Consider the following 19,992-nt stretch of genomic DNA (forward strand, 5'->3'; position numbering starts at 1 on the left):
ATGGGTGGAATTTTTGGAGTAGCTTCAAAAACCAGCTGCGTGCTGGATTTGTTTTTTGGAATTGATTATCATTCTCATCTGGGAACCAGACGAGGAGGAATGGCAGTTTATGACAAACAAAAGGGCTTTGACCGTGCAATACATAACATAGAGAACTCACCATTCCGTACAAAATTCGACAAAGATGTTTCAGAATTACAGGGAAATCTTGGAATCGGCTGTATTTCGGATAACGAACCACAGCCATTGCTTGTGCGTTCTCATCTTGGAAATTTTGCAATCACAACAGTCGGCAAGATCAACAATATGGAAGAACTGATCGAGAAATGCTTCAAAGACGGATGTACACATTTCCTTGAAATGAGCGGGGGAAACGTAAATCCTACAGAAATGGTCGCATCTCTTATCAACACCAAGGATTCTATTGCAGAGGGGATCCGTTACGCACAGGAAGTGATCGACGGTTCGATGACGATGCTGCTTCTGACTCCGAAAGGACTGATCGCAGCCAGAGACCGCCTGGGACGTACACCGCTGATCATCGGACGCAAGGAGGATGCACGCTGTGTTTCTTTTGAGAGCCATGCATACATTAATCTTGGATACGAAGATGAGAAATCTCTGGGACCTGGCGAGATCGTTTTTGTGACTTCGGAAGGAATCGAAACGCTTCAGAAACCAGGAGAAAAGATGCGTATCTGTTCCTTCCTCTGGGTATACTATGGATATCCGACTTCGACCTACGAAGGTGTCAATGTAGAGGAAATGCGTTATAAATGTGGTGATATGCTCGCCGAGAGAGATGCAGGACAGGTGCATCCTGACATTGTAGCCGGTGTCCCGGATTCTGGAATCGCCCATGCGATCGGTTATGCGAACCGTTCCGGTGTACCTTTTGCCCGTCCGTTTATCAAATATACACCGACCTGGCCGCGTTCTTTCATGCCGACACAGCAGAGCCAGAGAAACCTGATCGCCAGAATGAAACTGATCCCGGTGCACAAACTGATTAAGGACAAGAGCCTTTTGATGATTGACGATTCTATTGTCCGCGGTACACAGCTTCGCGAGACAACAGAATTTCTTTACCGCAACGGTGCGAAGGAAGTACATATCCGTCCTGCCTGCCCGCCGCTGCTTTATGGATGTAAATATCTGAATTTCTCCCGTTCCAAATCCGAGATGGATCTGATTACCAGGAGAGTGATCGCGAAGAGAGAGGGAGAGAATGTAGATGACAAGATCCTTGCGGACTATGCAGATCCGGATTCCACGAACTACAAGGAGATGCTGGAGGAGATCCGTAAGGAACTTAATTTTACCACCCTGAAATATCATCGTCTGGACGATCTGACTGCATCCATAGATATTGAACCATGTAAGCTCTGCACATACTGCTGGAGCGGAAAAGAGTAACAAAGACAGAGGCTTCTGGTAAGAAACTGTCGGAAAATCGAGGTGACACAGATGAGAAAAAAACAAAGACTTAAGATACTGCTGAAGATCCTGATCTCACTTTTTATTATATTTGGTGCAGCTGCAATTCTGCTGGCAGGGATCAGAAAGACCAGGATCGAGGCAAGACAAAAGCAGGAGGCGATGGAGGCACTTAAGAATGTACCGACGGCAGCTCCGACTGTTTCTGTGACACCTTCTCCGAGTCCGACTCCGAGGCCGACAGCAACACCGACCCCGGTTCCGACGGTCGTGGCGGCTTTTGACCCGAATGATTTCTGGGATTACTGGTACAGTACGGATGGAACTGCAACGATCAATGTCTACGACATCAGTCTGGATAAGATTTCGTTCAGTTTTTATCAGACCGACCGCAATCAGAGCCAGTCTGTTTCGGCAGATGTTACGGCAGAAGTAGCCGGAAATGCAGCAAGATTTGATTTTAACGACTCTGTGGGAAACAGGGCTGCCGGGAATATTATTTTTGATAAAGGACAGCTGTATGTAAGGATTGCGACAGGTGACCCGGTCAGCAGCGTTTATCCGAACGTGAACTGCATCATGAGCAGAGATCAGGTATATCTTGAACCGGACCCGACAGCGACACCGATACCGGAGGAAGAACCGGACCCGACACAGACGGATACACAGACAGGAGAGTACTTTTTCCCGGACAGTGACAGTCGTTATCTGACAGATGAGGAAGTAGCTGTGTACAGTTCGGACCAGCTTGAACTGGCGAAGAATGAGATTTATGCCCGTCATGGCAGACAGTTTGTCACACAGTATATTTCAGATTATTTCAACAGTAAGTCCTGGTATCAGGGAACCATAGATCCGGATACTTTTGATGCACAGCAGGATTCGATCTTTAATGAATATGAGATGTCAAATATTTCCAAGATCGCAGAGTGGGAAGAACGAAAATCCGGTGAGGGAAATTAAATGACGAGCGTGCTGCTGGCTCCGTTTCATAAGTAATGAAAGAAAAAGCACCCGTTTGACATACAGAAAAGATGTGTATGTCAGGCGGGTGTTTTTGACCGCAGATTCATTATTTGGCTGCTTTGAGTGGCTTGATCGGTTCTTTGTTATCTGTTCGTCCTACAAGATAATCAATGGTGGTATCGTAGTAATCTGCAAGACGGATCAGCATTTCAACCGGAATTCCACGGGAACCTGTCTCGTAGTGAGAGTAAGAACGCTGGCTGATGTGAAGAATCTCACCGAGCTGTTTCTGTGACAGGTCAGAATCAATTCTCAGATCCTGGATACGCTGATATTTCATGGAAAATACCTCCTTCGTTTCTGTAAGTATAAAGTAGTCCGCGGTGTGCTACTGTAAAATGGAGCAAAATGGTCTTCTGAAAAATGAAAAATCGTGTGACTGGATGGGCAGGTTGACCCGTAAAACAAAAAAAGTTATAATATAATTTATTATGATAAAGCAGTGCAGGGCTGTTTTTCAACCCAAAAGGAGCTAGAAATGAGAGTAGATGAGAGATTATTGAAATACGTCAGAGTCTGGACGACCAGTGATGAGGAGAGCCAGACATCACCGACGACAGAGCGTCAGTTTGACCTGGCCAGAATGCTGGTCCAGGAAATGAGAGAGATCGGTATAAAAGATGCAGATATGGATAAGTACGGCTATGTGTACGGGCATGTTCCGGCAACGCCAGGATATGAAGACAAGACAGCCATTGGATTTATCGCACATATGGATACCGCACCGGATTACAGTGGAGAGAACGTGGGTCCGCAGGTCATCGAGGCTTATGACGGAAACGATGTGGGCTTAGGGACTTCCGGCAAAGTACTGTCTCCGGCTGATTTTCCGGAATTAAAGAAACTGGCGGGCAGAACTCTGATCACGACAGATGGAACGACACTGCTCGGTGCCGATGACAAGGCCGGGATTGCAGAGATCCTGACGGCGGTGGAAGAACTGATAAACGGAGATATTCCACATGGAAAAATCGCTGTCAGTTTTACGACCGATGAAGAAGTCGGAAGCGGCGCAAAGCATCTGGATCTGGAAAGATTTGGTGCACCGTATGCTTACACCGTGGATGGAGGTCCGGAGGGCGAGATCCAGTTTGAGAATTTTAATGCGGCATCCGCGGAATTTTATATCCATGGTGTGAATGTCCATCCGGGTGAGGCAAAAGGAATCATGAAAAATTCGCAGAAGATCGCAATGGAGATCCAGGGAATGCTGCCGCCGGAAGAAGCACCGGAATATACAGAAGGATATGAGGGATTTTTCCATCTGATTGAAATGACAGGAACGGTGGAAGAATCCAGGTTGAGCTATCTGATCCGTGATTTCGATTCCGAGAGCTATGCGAACCGCAAGAGGCTGATGCAGGACATTGCAGCGGCTATAAATGAAAAATACGGCGATGGGACAGTAGAACTGATACTCAAAGATTCCTACCGAAATATGCGTGAAAAGATCGAACCATGCATGGAACTGATCGACTACGCAAAGAAAGCGTGCGAGCTGGCAGGTGTAGAACCTGATGCTGCCCCGATCCGCGGCGGCACAGATGGCGCGAGACTCAGCTTTGTGGGACTTCCGTGCCCGAATCTTGGAACTGGCGGCTATGGCTTCCATGGAGCGTTTGAGCATATCACGGCAGAAGGAATGGACAAAGCGAAAGAGATCATCAAAAACATTATCTTACAGTTTACAAAATAAAGTGACAGGAGGTAACTGTTCACGGGTAATATCCCGCGAGGTGTTTTGCCATGAATATGGCAAAATCCCGAGACATACAGGGCAAAATGCCATCACCGAAGGTGATTTGGAATGCATTTTGACCAAGTTACTGTGAACGGAGTGAACAGTAACGACAGGAGCGGCGGATTTGGATCTGCGGCTCCTTTTTTCTTGAATTTCAGAACAGGATAAATTATAATAAAACAAGAGCAGATTTCTTTAAAAAGCCTGGTATTAGTAGTAGGCTTTTCTTTTTTCTATTTTATCTTATATATTTCCAATACAAAACAACAATTGAATATCAGGCAGATCGGGGATGCCACTGAAAGAAAGGAGTACCATGTTTGCGAGTGTATTATCAGCAGCAATCCTGGGCATGGAGGTGCATCCGATCAATGTGGAGGCAGATGTCAGTGACGGCCTGCCTTCTTTTACGATGGTCGGATTTCCTTCTGCACAGGTAAAGGAGGCGCAGGACCGGGTGCGGACAGCCTTAAAGAATAACGGGATCGCACTTCCGCCAAAGAGGATCACGGTCAATTTTGCCCCGGCAGATATCAAGAAGGAAGGAGCGGGATTCGACCTGCCTCTCGCGGCAGCAGTGCTTGCCGCATCCGGGATACTGAAACCGGAGCAGCTTCAGAAAGTTATGATGGCAGGCGAGATCAGCCTGAATGGAAATATCCATGCGATCTCAGGGATCCTGCCAATGATCATCCGGGCGAGGGAAGAAAAATGCCGTTTCTGCGTTGTTCCGGCAGAAAATCTGCGGGAGGCGAGACTGATCCCGGATATGAAAGTGATCGGGGTAAAAGATCTGAATGAGATGATCCAGTATCTGAGAAAACCGGAAAGTTACCACATAGAAGAAGCCGAGATCCTGCTCGCAGAGAACAAAGAGAAAGCAGATTTCTGTGAGATCAAAGGACAGGAAAGTCTTCGAAGGGCAGTAGAGATCGCGGTCAGCGGATTTCACAACCTTCTGATGATCGGACCGCCGGGAGCTGGCAAAACGATGGTTGCCAAGCGGATCCCGGGAATCATGCCGCCTCTGACACTGGAGGAGGGACTGGAATTGACAAAAATCTACAGCATTGCCGGACTTTTGCCGGCAGACGATCCTCTGGTGCGAAGCCGGCCGTTCCGGAGCCCGCACCATACCTGCTCTGCACAGGCACTGGCAGGCGGCGGGCGAAATCCGAGACCGGGGGAAGTTACACTGGCACACAGAGGCGTGCTTTTCCTGGATGAGATGCCGGAGTTTTCCAGAAGGAGCCTGGAGATCCTGAGACAGCCTCTGGAGGATAAGGTGATCCGGATCGCGAGAGTGTATGGGACGTATGAGTTTCCGGCAGATTTTATCCTGTGCGCGGCGATGAATCCCTGTCCCTGCGGACACTATCCGGATATGAACCGCTGCCGCTGTACACCGGCACAGGTTTCGCAGTATCAGGGAAGGATCAGCCAGCCGCTTCTCGACCGCCTGGATCTTTGTGCGGATGTCACGCCAGTCGATTTCGAGGGCCTGAGCAGCAGACGGATCGGAGAATCGACAGACACGATCCGGGAGCGTGTGACAAAAGTACAGGAGCTGCAGCGGGAAAGATACAAGAATGAAGGAATTCAGTTTAACGGAGAACTCAAAGGAAGCCAGATAGAAAAATTCTGCCAGCTGGATAAAGAGGGGAAAAATCTTTTGCAGATGGCTTTTGAACATATGCCGTTCAGTGCAAGGGCATACCACCGCCTGCTCAAAGTCGCAAGAACGATCGCGGATATGGATCACTGTGAAGCCATAAAGAAGCACCATATAGGGGAAGCGTTATCCTATCGTGCATTTGATAAAAAATACTGGAATTAAAGTGTCATAAAAAAGAAAAGGACGAGGTATTTTATATGGAAGAAAAACCAGAAGAAAGAATCCGGCAGATCAGCAGCAAAAGCGCAGAATATCCACAAAAACTGAACAATTACCCCAAAATGCCGGAGATACTTTTTGCGAAAGGAAACCTGCCGGATGCGAAGAAGCCGACAGCAGCGATCGTAGGCGCCAGGGCGTGCAGCCCGTATGGGAGAATCCAGGCTTTTCGCTATGCAAAGATCCTGAGTAGTGCCGGGGTGCAGATCATCAGCGGCATGGCATATGGGATTGATGCAGAGGCACACAAAGGAGCCTTGGAAGGCGGCACACCGACCTATGCGGTTCTTGCGGGAGGTGTCGATATCTGTTATCCGAGCGGGAATCGCCCTTTATATGCCCGCATCCTGAGAGAAAATGGAGGGATCCTGAGTGAGCAGCCGCCGGGCATGCGGGCGAGGAACTATTTTTTTCCTGCGAGAAACAGGATCATCAGTGGACTTGCAGATCTGGTACTTATTGTAGAGGCGCGCGAAAAGAGCGGATCGCTTATCACAGCACAGTGGGCGTTGGATCAGGGAAAAATCGTTTATGCGGTTCCGGGACCTGTAAATGAGGCCTTGAGTATGGGGTGTCACAAGCTGATCTATGACGGTGCAGGGATCGCATACAGCCCGGAAATCCTGCTTCGGGAACTGGGGTTTAATTGTGAAAATAAAGTAAAATCACCCGAAAAAAATGACTTAGGACTTGCAAGCGATTTGAAATTGGTGTATAGTTGTCTCGATTTACGACCAAAATCTACGGATTTTCTGATCCAGAAAACAGGACTTCCACCAGAGAAGATCGGGAGCCTTTTACTGGAATTAAAACTGTCGGGCCTGGTCCGGGAGATCGGCAGACATTACTATATAAAAGAGACTTAAGGTAACAAAAAGATCCCGGAGAGTTTAGCAAAAGTAGGAGAGGTAGCATGGCGAAATATCTGGTGATAGTAGAATCACCTGCAAAAGTAAAAACCATAAAAAAATTTCTTGGAAGTAATTATGATGTACAGGCATCAAACGGACATGTGAGGGATTTCCCGAAGAGTCAGTTCGGAATCGATGTGGATAACGATTTTGAGCCGAAATATATTACGATCCGTGGGAAAGGAGAGCTCCTTGCGGGACTTCGTAAGGCTGCAAAAAAAGCAGACAAGATCTATCTCGCAACTGACCCTGACCGTGAAGGAGAGGCGATTTCCTGGCATCTGATGCAGGCGTTGAAGGAAGATCCGGCCAAGATGCGCAGGATTTCTTTCAATGAGATCACCAAGACGGCCGTGAAGAATTCTATCAAGCAGCCAAGGGATCTGGATATGAACCTGGTAGATGCACAGCAGGCGAGAAGAATGCTGGACAGAATGGTAGGATATACCATCAGCCCGCTTCTCTGGGTCAAGGTCAAGAGAGGCTTAAGTGCAGGCCGTGTGCAGTCTGTAGCACTGCGTATCATCTGTGACCGTGAGGATGAGATCAATGCATTCATTCCAGAGGAATACTGGAGCCTGGATGGTGAATTCCGTGTCAAAGGAGAGAAGAAACCTCTCAAGGCGAAATTCTACGGCACAGACAAGAAAATGCCGATTCACAATAAGAAAGAAATGGAAGAACTTCTTGCGAAACTGGAAAATGCAGAGTATGAGATCACGGAAGTCAAGAAGGGTGAGCGTATCAAGAATGCTCCGCTTCCTTTTACCACCAGTACTCTGCAGCAGGAAGCATCCAAGACACTCAATTTTTCCACACAGAAGACAATGCGTCTGGCACAGCAGTTATACGAGGGTGTTGACATCAAGGGAAGCGGCACAGTAGGTATCATCACTTATCTGCGTACCGATTCCACCCGAATCTCCCAGGAGGCAGATGCAGCCGCAAGAGAATACATCGGACAGCAGTACGGAGAAGAGTATGTATCTGTAACAGAGAAATCTGTCAAGAAAGAGCAGAAGATCCAGGATGCGCATGAGGCAATCCGACCGACCGACATCACCAGACTGCCGGCAATGATCAAGGAATCTCTTTCCAGAGACCAGTTCCGTCTGTATCAGCTGATCTGGAAACGTTTTACTGCCAGCAGAATGGCGGCAGCCAGATATGAGACAACTTCTGTAAAGATCGGAGCAGGAGAATATACTTTCACCGTTGCGGCTTCCAAGGTAGTATTTGATGGTTTCTTATCCGTCTATACACAGGAAGAGGATAACCAGAAAGGCAATGTCCTGAGTCAGTCCCTGGAAAAAGGCATGAAACTTACTCTGGAAGAACTCAAACCGGAGCAGCATTTCACACAGCCGCCGGCACATTACACAGAGGCGTCCCTCGTCAAGGCGCTGGAGGAACAGGGCATCGGACGACCGAGTACTTATGCGCCTACGATCACAACGATCATCAGCAGACGTTACGTTTCCAAGGAACAGAAGAACCTCTATGTGACAGAACTTGGAGAGGTTGTCAACAACATCATGAAACAGGCATTCCCAAGCATCGTGGATGTGCGCTTTACGGCGATGATGGAAGGCCTTCTGGACTGCGTGGAGGCAGGCACTGTCCAGTGGAAGACGGTTGTCAGAAACTTCTACCCTGACCTCAAGAAAGACGTAGATGCAGCTGAGAAAGAACTGGAAAAAGTTGATATCCAGGATGAAGTCACAGAGGAAGTCTGTGATGTCTGCGGCAGAAATATGGTCATCAAGTACGGACCTCACGGAAGATTTCTTGCCTGTCCGGGATTCCCGGAGTGCAGAAACACCAAGCCTTATTACGAAAAGATCGGTGTTGCCTGCCCGAAATGCGGCAAGGATGTCGTCCTTAAGAAAACACAGAAGGGACGTAAGTATTACGGATGTATTGACAATCCGGAATGCGATTTTATGTCCTGGCAGAAACCGTCAGACAAGAAGTGCCCTGTCTGCGGAAGCTATATGATCGAAAAAGGAAATAAACTGGTCTGCAGTCAGGAAACCTGCGGTTATGTAGAGGCAAAAACAAAAGAAGAAGACTGAATATAAGAATTTTCTGAAAATGCAGATAAAATCGAAAAAAATATAAAAATATCTTGCTTTTTCGTGGTGAAGCGTGTACTATTATCTTATAAAGATGGTTACATCGAATAAATCATTGAAGGAGGCCAAGATGAGCGTTCAGTTGTTAGATAAAACAAGAAAAATTAACAAACTTTTGCACAATAGCAGTTCCAGTAAGGTTGTGTTCAATGACATCTGTCAGGTTCTGATGGAGACTTTAAGTTCCAATATCCTGGTACTGAGCAAGAAGGGCAAAGTCTTAGGCATCAGTTTATGCCCGGGTGTGAAGGAAATAACTGAACTGATTGAGGATAACGTTGGCGGACACGTAGATGAATTGTTGAACGAGCGTTTTTTGGGAGTTTTATCAACTAAGGAAAATGTGAATCTTCAGACTTTAGGGTTTGAGCACGTTGACAGCAGCTGCCAGGGTATCATCAATCCGATCGATATTGCCGGCGAACGTCTGGGAACAGTTTTCATGTATCGTGATAATAAGCCATACGATATCGAGGATATCATTGTCAGTGAATACGGCACAACCGTAGTAGGGCTTGAAATGATGCGTGCAGTACACGAAGAGAATGCAGAAGAGGACCGTAAGCAGCAGGTTGTCAAATCAGCCTTCAACACTCTGTCATTCTCCGAACTGGAAGCGATTATCCATATCTTTGACGAGCTGGATGGCGAAGAGGGAATCCTGGTTGCGAGCAAGATTGCAGACCGTGTGGGAATCACCAGATCCGTGATCGTAAATGCGCTCCGTAAATTCGAGAGTGCAGGTGTTATCGAGTCCCGTTCTTCCGGTATGAAGGGAACCTACATCAAGGTTCTCAATGAAGTGATCTTCGACGAACTCGAAGAGATCAAAGCACAGAGAAACAAGAAAGCATGATCAGAGACTGATCAGAAATAAGAGTCTAAGAAAGCTCTTCTTCATCGGGCGTATGTCTGGTGAGAAGGAGCTTTTTTTTGCGCTGTACAGCAAGGAGGCACCGGATGCGTGTCCGCTGATCCTGTATAAAAAATTACTGAAAAACAGTAAAATAAGAAAATTAAAGAAAATCAAAGAAAAAAAGAGATAATATCTAAAAATACAGTAATTTATGACGATGAAAAGAGTTGCAGAAAATAACGGAATTAAATAATATAAGGACAGTGATTAGCACTCAAACGAAATGAGTGCTAGTAATCGAAAAGCAAGGCAACAATAAAGGAGGAAAATAGATCATGAAATTAGTACCTTTAGGCGACAGAGTTGTATTAAAACAGTTAGAAGCAGAGGAAACAACAAAATCCGGTATCGTACTTCCGGGTCAGGCACAGGAGAAACCACAGCAGGCAGAAGTTATCGCTGTAGGACCTGGCGGAGTTGTTGAAGGCAAAGAAGTTAAAATGGAAGTTAAAGTAGGAAACAAAGTTATCTACTCCAAATACGCAGGAACAGAAGTAAAACTTGACGGCGAAGAATACATCATCGTAAAACAGAATGATATTCTTGCAATCGTTGAATAATTATATTAAATCGACATTATTTTAGGAGGACAGTCATCATGGCAAAAGAAATTAAATTCGGCGCAGAAGCAAGAGCCGCACTTGAAGCTGGTGTAAACAAACTTGCAGATACAGTAAGAGTAACAATCGGACCAAAAGGAAGAAACGTAGTACTTGACAAACAGTTTGGTGCTCCGCTCATCACAAACGATGGTGTTACGATCGCAAAAGAGATCGAACTGGAAGACGGATTCGAAAACATGGGCGCACAGCTCATCAAAGAAGTTGCATCCAAGACAAATGATGTAGCTGGTGATGGTACTACAACAGCAACTGTTCTTGCTCAGGCAATGGTTCACGAAGGAATGAAGAACCTGGCAGCAGGCGCTAACCCGATCATCCTCAGAAAAGGAATGAAAAAAGCTACTGACACAGCAGTAGAAGCTATCAAAGAAATGAGCCAGAAGATTAGCGGCAAAGCACAGATCGCAAACGTTGCTGCAATCTCTGCAAGTGATGAAGAAGTTGGTCAGCTCGTTGCAGACGCAATGGAAAAAGTTTCCAACGACGGTGTTATCACAGTAGAAGAATCCAAGACCATGCATACAGAACTTGACCTGGTAGAAGGTATGCAGTTTGACCGTGGATATATTTCCGCATACATGTCTACAGACATGGAAAAAATGGAAGCAAATCTGGAAGATCCATACATCCTGATCACTGACAAGAAGATCAGCAACATTCAGGAGATCCTTCCATTACTGGAGCAGGTTGTTCAGGCAGGTGCCAAACTTCTCATCATCGCTGAGGATGTGGAGGGTGAAGCTCTGACAACTCTGATCGTAAACAAATTAAGAGGAACCTTCCAGGTAGTAGCTGTCAAAGCTCCTGGATATGGTGACAGAAGAAAAGAAATGCTTCAGGATATCGCTATCCTGACAGGCGGACAGGTAATCTCTGATGAACTTGGACTGGACCTCAAAGAAGCTACCATGCAGCAGCTTGGACGTGCAAAATCTGTCAAAGTTGCAAAAGAAAACACAGTTATCGTTGACGGACTTGGAGACAAGAAAGCAATCGAAGACCGTGTTGCACAGATCCGTGGACAGATCGAAGAGACAAAATCCGAATTCGACAAAGAAAAATTACAGGAAAGACTTGCAAAACTGGCAGGCGGCGTAGCTGTTATCCGTGTTGGTGCTGCAACTGAAACTGAAATGAAAGAAGCAAAACTTCGTCTGGAAGATGCTCTTGCAGCTACAAGAGCAGCAGTAGAAGAAGGAATCATCGCAGGCGGTGGATCTGCTTATATCCATGCTTCCAAGAAAGTTGCTGAACTGGTTGCAACTCTGGAAGGTGATGAGAAGACAGGTGCAAATGTTATCCTCAAATCTCTGGAAGCTCCGTTATTCCACATTTCTGCAAATGCAGGACTGGAAGGTTCTGTCATCATCAATAAAGTAAGAGAATCTGAGCCAGGAATCGGATTTGATGCCCTGAACGAGAGATATGTAGACATGGTAGGAGCAGGTATCCTTGACCCGGTTAAGGTTACAAGAAGTGCCCTTCAGAACGCTACAAGTGTTGCATCCACTCTGCTTACAACAGAATCCGTAGTTGCAACGATCAAAGAAGATACTCCGGCTATGCCGGCAGGCGCACCAGGAATGGGCGGAATGATGTAATTAAAGTTTTCTAAATATCAGACCAGCGTCATAGACGCTGGTCTTCTTTTATGATAGAATAATGAAAAACAAAAGAAAGGAAAACAGAGATGAGTGATTTATATTCTGAATTTCTGGTAAAGAAAGAGCCGACATCCAAAGACGCCATAACAAAATATGGCCTGATCGGTCTGACCGTGCTTGCCGCTGTAGCAGGACTTTTATTCAATTTCCTGTTCCTTCTGGCAGCAGTTGTGCTTGGAATCGCATGCTACTTTATCGTGCCGAAGACAGACCTCGAATACGAGTATCTTTTTGTAAACGGAGAGATGGACATTGACATGGTCATGGCGAAATCCAAACGTAAGAAGGCCAAGACAGTGAACATCAGGGAGGCTGACCTTGTAGCCTCTCTGGATTCACACCGCCTGGATTATTACAACAGCAACAGTAAGATGAAGACACTGGACTATTCTTCCGGAAATCCATCCCATAAGCGTTTTGCGATCATCACCAGGGACAAGGGCGAGAACTGCAAGATCATTATCGAACCGGATGAAACGATGCAGCAGGCTATCAAAAATTCAGCCCCGAGCAAAGTTTTTTTGGATTGACACTGTAAATTATTTTTGTTAAACTATGGAACAAATTCAAAATAACATAATATACAAGGGAGGAAATGCAATGGGTACTATCATTGGTGAAGGAATTACATTTGACGACGTTCTTTTAGTTCCGGCTTATTCAAAAGTAATTCCGAATCAGGTAGATGTCGCAACGTATTTAACAAAGAAGATTAAACTGAACATTCCTATGATGAGCGCAGGAATGGACACAGTTACTGAGCACAGGATGGCGATCGCCATGGCGAGACAGGGCGGTATCGGTATTATTCACAAGAATATGACTATCGAAGCACAGGCAGACGAAGTAGACAAGGTAAAACGTTCTGAGAACGGTGTTATCACAGATCCATTCTTTTTATCCGCTGACAATACCCTTGAAGATGCGAACAACCTGATGGCGAAATTCCGTATCTCCGGTGTTCCGATCACAGAGGGAAGAAAACTGGTCGGTATCATTACCAACCGTGACCTCAAATTCGAAACAGACTTTTCCAAGAAGATCGGAGAGTGCATGACATCCGAGGGACTGATCACAGCCAAGGAAGGAATCACTCTTGAAGAGGCAAAGAAGATCCTTGCCAAATCCCGCAAAGAAAAATTACCCATTGTAGATGACGACTTTAACTTAAAAGGTCTGATTACGATCAAGGATATCGAGAAACAGATCAAATATCCACTTGCAGCCAAGGACGCACAGGGACGTCTGCTCTGCGGTGCAGCCGTTGGTATCACAGCTAACGTTCTTGCACGTGTAGATGCACTTGTTAAGGCAAATGTAGACGTTATCGTTGTAGACTCCGCACATGGACATTCCGAGAATATCCTCCGTGCAGTACGCCAGATCAAAGATGCATATCCGGATCTTCAGGTGATCGCAGGAAACGTTGCCACAGGAGCAGCTACCAAGGCTCTGATCGATGCCGGTGTAGATGCTGTCAAAGTTGGTATCGGACCTGGTTCCATCTGTACGACACGTGTCGTTGCAGGTATCGGTGTTCCACAGATCACAGCTGTTATGGACTGCTATGAAGTAGCTAACCGCTATGGTATCCCGATCATCGCAGATGGCGGAATCAAATACTCCGGAGATATCACCAAGGCGATCGCAGCAGGAGCCAATGTCTGCATGATGGGAAGCATCTTTGCAGGATGCGACGAGAGCCCGGGAACTTTCGAACTGTACCAGGGACGTAAATACAAAGTATACCGTGGTATGGGATCTATCGCAGCCATGGAGAACGGCAGCAAGGACCGCTACTTCCAGCAGGATGCGAAGAAACTCGTTCCGGAAGGTGTAGAAGGACGTGTAGCATACAAGGGACATGTTGAGGACACTGTATTCCAGCTTATGGGCGGTCTTCGTTCCGGTATGGGATACTGTGGAGCAGAAACCATTGAGAAGCTTAAGACAACCGGAAAATTCATCAAGATCTCCGCTGCATCCCTCAAAGAATCTCATCCGCACGACATCCACATCACCAAGGAAGCTCCGAACTACAGCGTGGATGAATAATTGTTTTGATTTTTATTCTTGCGAAACTAAATAAAGTAGTATATTATGTAATTGTTCGCAGGTAGTATCCCGCGAGGTGTTTTGCCATGAATATGGCAAAATCCCGAGACATACAGGGCAAAATGCTATCACCGTAGGTGATTTGGAAGGCATTTTGACCAAGTTACTGTGAACGAAGTGAACAGTAACATATTATGATATTATAACGACTGCATGACTGGCGGAAGTAGGATCACCTACAGGGAGTGCAGTAAGTAACGTGCCGACCGCCTGGGCAGCCTGTGTAAGCAACAGACTACCCAGGCGGTTTTTGTATCTTATTACAACACTAAAGGAGACGAATCATGGAAAGAATTTCACTGGAAAATGAACTGAAAAGCAACTCTTATCCGGGAAGAGGAATCATCATTGGACGTTCCGCAGACGGAACCAAAGCAGTAACAGCTTATTTTATCATGGGAAGAAGTGAAAACAGCAGGAATCGAGTATTTGTCGAGGATGGAGAGGGAATCCGCACACAGGCATTTGATCCATCCAAACTGACAGATCCGAGCCTGATCATCTATGCTCCGGTACGTGTACTGGGAAATAAGACGATCGTGACAAACGGCGATCAGACAGACACGATCTATGAAGGAATGGACAAACAGCTCACCTTCGAACAGTCCTTAAGATCCCGCGAATTTGAGCCGGACGGACCGAACTATACACCAAGGATCTCCGGTGTCATGCACATCGAAAACGGCGAATACAGTTACGCAATGTCAATCCTCAAGAGCGACAACGGAAATCCGGATGCCTGCCTCCGTTACACTTACGCATACGAAAAAGCAATTCCAGGTGAGGGACGTTTCATCCACACTTACAAATGCGACGGAAATCCGCTCCCAAGCTTTGAAGGAGAACCGAAACTCGTAGATATTCCGGACGATATGGAAGCATTCACAGAACTTCTCTGGAACAGCTTGAACGAAGACAACAAAGTTTCCCTGTTTGTACGTTACATCGACATCGCAACAGGAAACTATGAGACAAAGATCGTAAACAAAAACAAGTAAGATACGGAGGATGAGATAAGATGAACGAATTACAGTTAAAATACGGATGCAACCCGAACCAGAAACCTTCCAGGATCTACATGGAGGACGGAAGTGAGCTTCCGATCAAAGTTCATTCAGGAAGACCTGGATATATCAACTTCCTCGATGCATTCAATGGCTGGCAGCTTGTACGTGACCTCAAGAAAGCAACAGGACTTCCGGCAGCAACTTCTTTCAAGCATGTTTCTCCTGCAGGTGCAGCAGTCGGACTTCTGCTGACAGAAACACTTGCAAAGATCTACTGGGTAGATGATATGAACTGGAAAGAATTTTCCCCGCTTGCCTGCGCTTATGCAAGAGCGAGAGGTGCAGACCGTATGTCTTCTTTCGGTGATTTTATTTCTCTTTCTGATGTCTGCGACAAAGACACAGCAATGCTGATCAAGAGAGAAGTTTCCGATGGCGTGATCGCACCGGGTTACACAGAGGAAGCCCTTGAGATCCTCAAACAGAAGAAAAAAGGCAATTACAACGTGATCGAGATCGATCCGGATTATGTACCGGCTCCGCTGGAACACAAGCAGGTATATGGCGTGACTTTCGAACAGGGACGTCAGGAACTTGCAATCGACGACGAGCTGATCTCCAACATCGTAACCGAGAGTAAAGAACTTACAGAAGAAGCAAAGCGCGACCTCAAAGTTTCTCTGATTATCCTGAAATATACACAGTCCAATTCCGTATGTTTTGTCAAGGACGGACAGGCGATTGGTGTCGGCGCAGGACAGCAGTCCCGTGTACACTGCACCAGACTTGCAGGACAGAAGGCAGATAACTGGTTCCTCCGTCAAAGCCCGCAGGTTCTTTCTCTTCCGTTCAAAGATACCATCAGCAGGGCAGAGCGCGACAATGCGATTGATGTTTATATCGGCGACGAATACATGGATGTTCTGGTAGATGGAGCATGGGAGAACGTATTCACAGAGAAGCCGGCAGTCTTCACAAAAGAAGAGAAACGTGCATGGCTCGATCAGCTTACCGATGTAACACTCGGATCTGATGCATTCTTCCCGTTCAGTGATAACATCGAGCGAGCACACAAGAGCGGCGTGAAATTTATCGCACAGCCAGGCGGCTCCGTGAGAGATGACGCAGTGATCGAAACCTGTAACAAATATGGCATGACAATGGCGTTCACAGGAATCCGTCTGTTCCACCACTAAGAATAAAGAACAAGGTCTGAAATGTGAATTTCAGATACAGCAGAGGAAACTTCGGGAAGATCCCATCAAAGTTTCCTCTGCTTTTTTGTATAGATAATATCTGACAGATAAAGAATTACAGACAAAAAAAGAACCAAGATCGAATCCTGATTCTTAAGAGCGATAGACGGGGCTCGAACCCGCGGTCTCGACCTTGGCAAGGTCGCGCGTTACCAACTACGCCACTATCGCATGTGTTCTGTTTGGAAGTTTTATTTGTTTTCCTCAGCGACAAGACATACTATACCAGATGAATTTGTATTTGTCAAATGTTTTTTTGAAAAAAATTAAAAAAATATTTTCTGGCATAAAAAACGGTGAAAATTTTGTGTAAATTTTGAAATCACGAAGTTCATGTGCTACAATACACACAGAATCGCCGGGAGACTGGCGAAGGTAAATCAGAAAGAGGTGACAAGATCTGTGAATAAGAGAACGACGGCTTTTTTACTGGGGAGTGTATTGTTGTGTCATGCATCTCTGGTTTATGGCGAAGTTCCAGATTATAATACTGTAGTAGAGGATACACAGAAAGAAAATAAGGCTGTGCAGATGTTTGAAACAGATGACGGCAAGGGAAATACGGTTCAGGTGGCAGCACATCAGGAGACACTCTATGTGACAGCCAGAAAGACAGGAATCTATACGATGCCTTCTGACAGCAGTGCAGAGCTTGCAGCGGTATCGCTCGGAGATCAGGTGGAACAGACTGCGATCTGCGACAATGGCTGGAGCAAGGTGGAAGCTGAGGCTGACGGAGAGAAAGTCATAGGTTACATACAGACACAGGCACTTAACAGCGAGAATCAGATCGTATCGATGGATGCAGAGGAGGTTGAAGTAACGTCCGACAGCAGTATTCTGGATTATCCGGGAAAGAAGGACGGAGAGGTTGTCGGAGAAGTCCTGGAACTGGACGAGGTGAAGCGGACAGGAACTGTCAACAATGTCTGGAGCAGGATCGAATACCAGAATGCGGACGGCACAGAGCAGGAAGGCTATATCCCGACAAGCTGTCTGAATGTCTCAGATGGTCAGGAGAGTACAGAAGCTTCCATAGATACGAAGAAAGATGCAGGCACTCTTCACAAAAGCAGTGGAAAAGGAGTCTTTTCGGATGCGCTGGAAACAGATGAGAGTGTTACTGAACAGAATGGCGTTCAGATCGGAAAGGCAGTAGCAGCCTCATCAGATGCCAAGCTCAAAGACCTTGGTGTGTTCAAGATCACACATTACTGTCCGTGCAGCATCTGCTGCGGGCCATATGCCAACGGAATCACTTCAACAGGTGTGACAGCGACGACAAACCATACGATCGCTGTAGATCCGTCTCAGATTCCTTACGGAAGCAAGGTCGTGATCAATGGACAGGTTTATGTGGCAGAGGACTGCGGCGGCGCGATCAAGACAAACTGCATTGACATTTATGTGGCAACACATGCAGAGGGAGAGGCAAAGGGCGTTTACTACACCGACGTTTATCTCATTCAGTAAATAAATATTCTGGAACAAAAAGATCTCCGGCAGAACCGATTTACGGAATCCTGCCGGAGATTTTTTATAAAAAGTTATCTTGCCATGGTATAGATCTTTTCCATGTCTTTCATATTGAGCTGCTTGAACACGCCGATCGTGCGGGTATCTTCATAACTGCACTTAAAAGCGAGTTCATGGATCTGCTGATCATCAAGGTCAAGTCCAAGTTCATGCAGGCTGACAGGCATCTTGATCGAACGGAAAAAGTCCTCCATTGCCTCGATTCCTGCCCGTGCGGTCTTTTCGAAATCAAGACCGCACGGGATATCGAATACGATCGCTGTGCTTGCGTTGCGTTTGTGTTTCGCTCGCTTCAACGATATTGAGTATATCTTATTACTCAGTATTTGTCAACAGGTTTTTTTAATTTTTTCAATTTTTTTTATTTTATATTTTTTCTTGTTTTTATATACATAAAATGACCTAGTTTTCCCAGTCCCAGACATCTGTCTTGGAAACGGCACTTCTTGATTTCTTGATCACAAGTTCCGGGCTCTTGGCACTGACTTTGGTGTTTGCCGGAATGGATTCTGTGATGAAAGTGTTACCACCGATGATCGTATTTTCTCCGATCACAGTCTCACCGCCAAGTACAGATGCATTGGAATAGATCGTCACATTGTCGCGGATCGTTGGATGACGTTTGACATTGGCAAGCTGCTGTCCCTGTCTGGTAGAAAGCGCACCAAGAGTCACACCCTGATAAAGCTTCACATTGCATCCGATCTCCGTTGTCTCACCGATAACAACGCCAGTTCCATGGTCGATAAAGAAATAGTCACCGATCGTTGCGCCCGGGTTGATGTCGATACCTGTCTTGCCATGTGCATACTCGGTCATGATCCTCGGAATATACGGAACTTCTTCTTTATATAAAATATGTGCCAGACGATATACATAGATTGCAAACAGACCTGGATAAGAAGAAATGATTTCTTCCTTACTCTTGGCCGCCGGGTCACCGTCGAAGCCTGCCTGCACATCCTTCAGAAGACGTTGCTGCACATCCGGAAGCTGCTCAAAGAATCCTGCACAGATACGGTCTGCCTCTTCCTGCGCTCCATCCTGCTCAAGTTCCGGATTCGCATACAGAAGTGCGATCTCGATCTGTCCCTTGAGCATGTCATAAAGGTCATTCAGGCGATATCCTGCAAAATGCTCCGGGAAGATCTTCGCTGCCGAATCATTCCAGAAGTATCCTGGAAAAATAACTGAACGAAGCTGCTTGACAACATCAATGATTGCTGCCCTGCTCGGAAGCTCACGGTTGTTCTTTGGCATAAATAATTCTTCTTTTTTATAATTCTCGGTCAAAGCTTCGGTAGCTTTGAGAATCACATCTTTTTTTCTGTTCATGAATCTAACCTCTTTCCGCAATTTCTGCAAAGATGCTAATACTTGGTGTATTACTACTCTGCGGATTTCTTTCCTTATATCATATTATAGGATTGTTTTCGCGTCAACAAAAGATTCTTTTCCCGGCAAAAAAAGAATTGACCTTTCCGCGATCTGACTATATAATGGAACATGGTCAGAACATTCTGTTTCAGATTCGGAGATGTACCCAAGTGGCTGAAGGGTCCGCACTCGAAATGCGGTAGGTCGGGCAACCGGCGCGAGGGTTCAAATCCCTCCATCTCCGCTATTGACAAACAGAATATTATCTGCTATAATTCATCTTGTTGCAGATGAAATTGCAACTATTCCAATAATATAGGGGATTGGTCAAATGGTATGATAGGGGTCTCCAAA

17 protein-coding genes, 2 tRNA genes and 1 riboswitch are annotated in these 19,992 nt (G+C 46.1%); of the genes, 15 read left to right on the forward strand and 4 right to left on the reverse strand.

Annotated features, from left to right (window positions below):
• Together QZL69_RS06425 and QZL69_RS06430 are read left to right on the forward strand one after the other, a co-directional pair.
• Nucleotides 1–1,416: an amidophosphoribosyltransferase gene (locus QZL69_RS06425; RefSeq protein ID WP_022214402.1), complete on the forward strand. Its 1,416-nt coding sequence runs from the start codon at nucleotides 1–3 to the stop codon at nucleotides 1,414–1,416.
• 51 nt (nucleotides 1,417–1,467) lie between these two features.
• A complete protein-coding gene (locus QZL69_RS06430) occupies nucleotides 1,468–2,400 on the forward strand; it encodes a YARHG domain-containing protein (protein WP_022214403.1) in 933 nt (310 codons plus the stop codon).
• 109 nt (nucleotides 2,401–2,509) lie between these two features.
• Here the strand turns inward: QZL69_RS06430 and QZL69_RS06435 are convergent, their stop codons facing one another.
• The gene (locus QZL69_RS06435) at nucleotides 2,510–2,743 is read right to left on the reverse strand and encodes a helix-turn-helix domain-containing protein (RefSeq protein ID WP_022214404.1); all 234 of its coding nucleotides are present in this window, start codon (nucleotides 2,741–2,743) and stop codon (nucleotides 2,510–2,512) included.
• A 198-nt stretch (nucleotides 2,744–2,941) separates the two neighbouring features.
• On the opposite strand from QZL69_RS06435, the gene pepT reads away from it, so the two are divergent.
• The 11 genes from pepT to QZL69_RS06490 all read left to right on the forward strand — a co-directional run bounded on the left by pepT (nucleotide 2,942) and on the right by QZL69_RS06490 (nucleotide 16,665).
• Nucleotides 2,942–4,159, forward strand: coding sequence for a peptidase T (pepT, locus tag QZL69_RS06440; protein WP_022214405.1), 1,218 nt, complete (start codon nucleotides 2,942–2,944; stop codon nucleotides 4,157–4,159).
• 337 nt (nucleotides 4,160–4,496) lie between these two features.
• Nucleotides 4,497–6,041, forward strand: a complete 1,545-nt coding sequence (locus QZL69_RS06445) for a YifB family Mg chelatase-like AAA ATPase (protein WP_022214406.1) — start codon at nucleotides 4,497–4,499, stop codon at nucleotides 6,039–6,041.
• A 35-nt stretch (nucleotides 6,042–6,076) separates the two neighbouring features.
• The gene (gene dprA / locus QZL69_RS06450) at nucleotides 6,077–6,964 is read left to right on the forward strand and encodes a DNA-processing protein DprA (protein WP_022214407.1); all 888 of its coding nucleotides are present in this window, start codon (nucleotides 6,077–6,079) and stop codon (nucleotides 6,962–6,964) included.
• A 47-nt stretch (nucleotides 6,965–7,011) separates the two neighbouring features.
• Nucleotides 7,012–9,084, forward strand: coding sequence for a type I DNA topoisomerase (topA, locus tag QZL69_RS06455; RefSeq protein WP_022214408.1), 2,073 nt, complete (start codon nucleotides 7,012–7,014; stop codon nucleotides 9,082–9,084).
• A gap of 130 nt (nucleotides 9,085–9,214) precedes the next feature.
• Entirely contained in the window at nucleotides 9,215–10,000 is a 786-nt protein-coding gene (codY, locus tag QZL69_RS06460; RefSeq protein WP_022214409.1) for a GTP-sensing pleiotropic transcriptional regulator CodY, read from the forward strand.
• A 335-nt stretch (nucleotides 10,001–10,335) separates the two neighbouring features.
• Nucleotides 10,336–10,620 carry a co-chaperone GroES gene (gene groES / locus QZL69_RS06465; protein WP_022214410.1) on the forward strand — a complete coding sequence of 95 codons (285 nt, stop codon included), beginning with the start codon at nucleotides 10,336–10,338 and terminating at the stop codon, nucleotides 10,618–10,620.
• 38 nt (nucleotides 10,621–10,658) lie between these two features.
• Entirely contained in the window at nucleotides 10,659–12,284 is a 1,626-nt protein-coding gene (groL, locus tag QZL69_RS06470; RefSeq protein ID WP_022214411.1) for a chaperonin GroEL, read from the forward strand.
• Nucleotides 12,285–12,373: 89 nt separating this feature from the next.
• Nucleotides 12,374–12,877 (forward strand): DUF6106 family protein, encoded by a 504-nt coding sequence (locus tag QZL69_RS06475; protein ID WP_022214412.1) that lies wholly within the window; start codon nucleotides 12,374–12,376, stop codon nucleotides 12,875–12,877.
• A gap of 70 nt (nucleotides 12,878–12,947) precedes the next feature.
• Nucleotides 12,948–14,402: an IMP dehydrogenase gene (guaB, locus tag QZL69_RS06480; RefSeq protein ID WP_022214413.1), complete on the forward strand. Its 1,455-nt coding sequence runs from the start codon at nucleotides 12,948–12,950 to the stop codon at nucleotides 14,400–14,402.
• A gap of 203 nt (nucleotides 14,403–14,605) precedes the next feature.
• Nucleotides 14,606–14,685, forward strand: a riboswitch (ZMP/ZTP riboswitch).
• A 61-nt stretch (nucleotides 14,686–14,746) separates the two neighbouring features.
• Nucleotides 14,747–15,460, forward strand: a complete 714-nt coding sequence (locus tag QZL69_RS06485) for an IMP cyclohydrolase (RefSeq protein WP_022214414.1) — start codon at nucleotides 14,747–14,749, stop codon at nucleotides 15,458–15,460.
• Nucleotides 15,461–15,480: 20 nt separating this feature from the next.
• Entirely contained in the window at nucleotides 15,481–16,665 is a 1,185-nt protein-coding gene (locus QZL69_RS06490) for a phosphoribosylaminoimidazolecarboxamide formyltransferase (RefSeq protein WP_022214415.1), read from the forward strand.
• 158 nt (nucleotides 16,666–16,823) lie between these two features.
• Here the strand turns inward: QZL69_RS06490 and QZL69_RS06495 are convergent.
• Nucleotides 16,824–16,896: transfer RNA gene (locus tag QZL69_RS06495), tRNA-Gly, on the reverse strand.
• Between the two features lie 231 nt (nucleotides 16,897–17,127).
• Between QZL69_RS06495 and QZL69_RS06500 the strand changes: the two genes are divergently transcribed.
• A complete protein-coding gene (locus QZL69_RS06500) occupies nucleotides 17,128–18,198 on the forward strand; it encodes a 3D domain-containing protein (protein ID WP_243111581.1) in 1,071 nt (356 codons plus the stop codon).
• A 74-nt stretch (nucleotides 18,199–18,272) separates the two neighbouring features.
• Here QZL69_RS06500 and QZL69_RS06505 read toward each other — a convergent pair whose 3' ends face one another.
• Together QZL69_RS06505 and QZL69_RS06510 are read right to left on the reverse strand one after the other, a co-directional pair.
• Nucleotides 18,273–18,557 (reverse strand): alcohol dehydrogenase, encoded by a 285-nt coding sequence (locus QZL69_RS06505; protein WP_022214417.1) that lies wholly within the window; start codon nucleotides 18,555–18,557, stop codon nucleotides 18,273–18,275.
• A gap of 106 nt (nucleotides 18,558–18,663) precedes the next feature.
• Complete coding sequence (locus QZL69_RS06510; RefSeq protein WP_022214418.1) at nucleotides 18,664–19,596, reverse strand: serine O-acetyltransferase; 933 nt, start codon at nucleotides 19,594–19,596, stop codon at nucleotides 18,664–18,666.
• A 198-nt stretch (nucleotides 19,597–19,794) separates the two neighbouring features.
• Between QZL69_RS06510 and QZL69_RS06515 the strand changes: the two genes are divergently transcribed.
• Nucleotides 19,795–19,882, forward strand: a tRNA-Ser gene (locus QZL69_RS06515).
• The last annotated feature ends 110 nt before the right edge of the window (nucleotides 19,883–19,992 follow it).

The sequence above is a fragment of the Blautia sp. CAG:237 genome, assembly GCF_000436615.1.
GTDB classification, from domain to species: Bacteria; Bacillota; Clostridia; order Lachnospirales; family Lachnospiraceae; genus Blautia_A; species Blautia_A intestinihominis.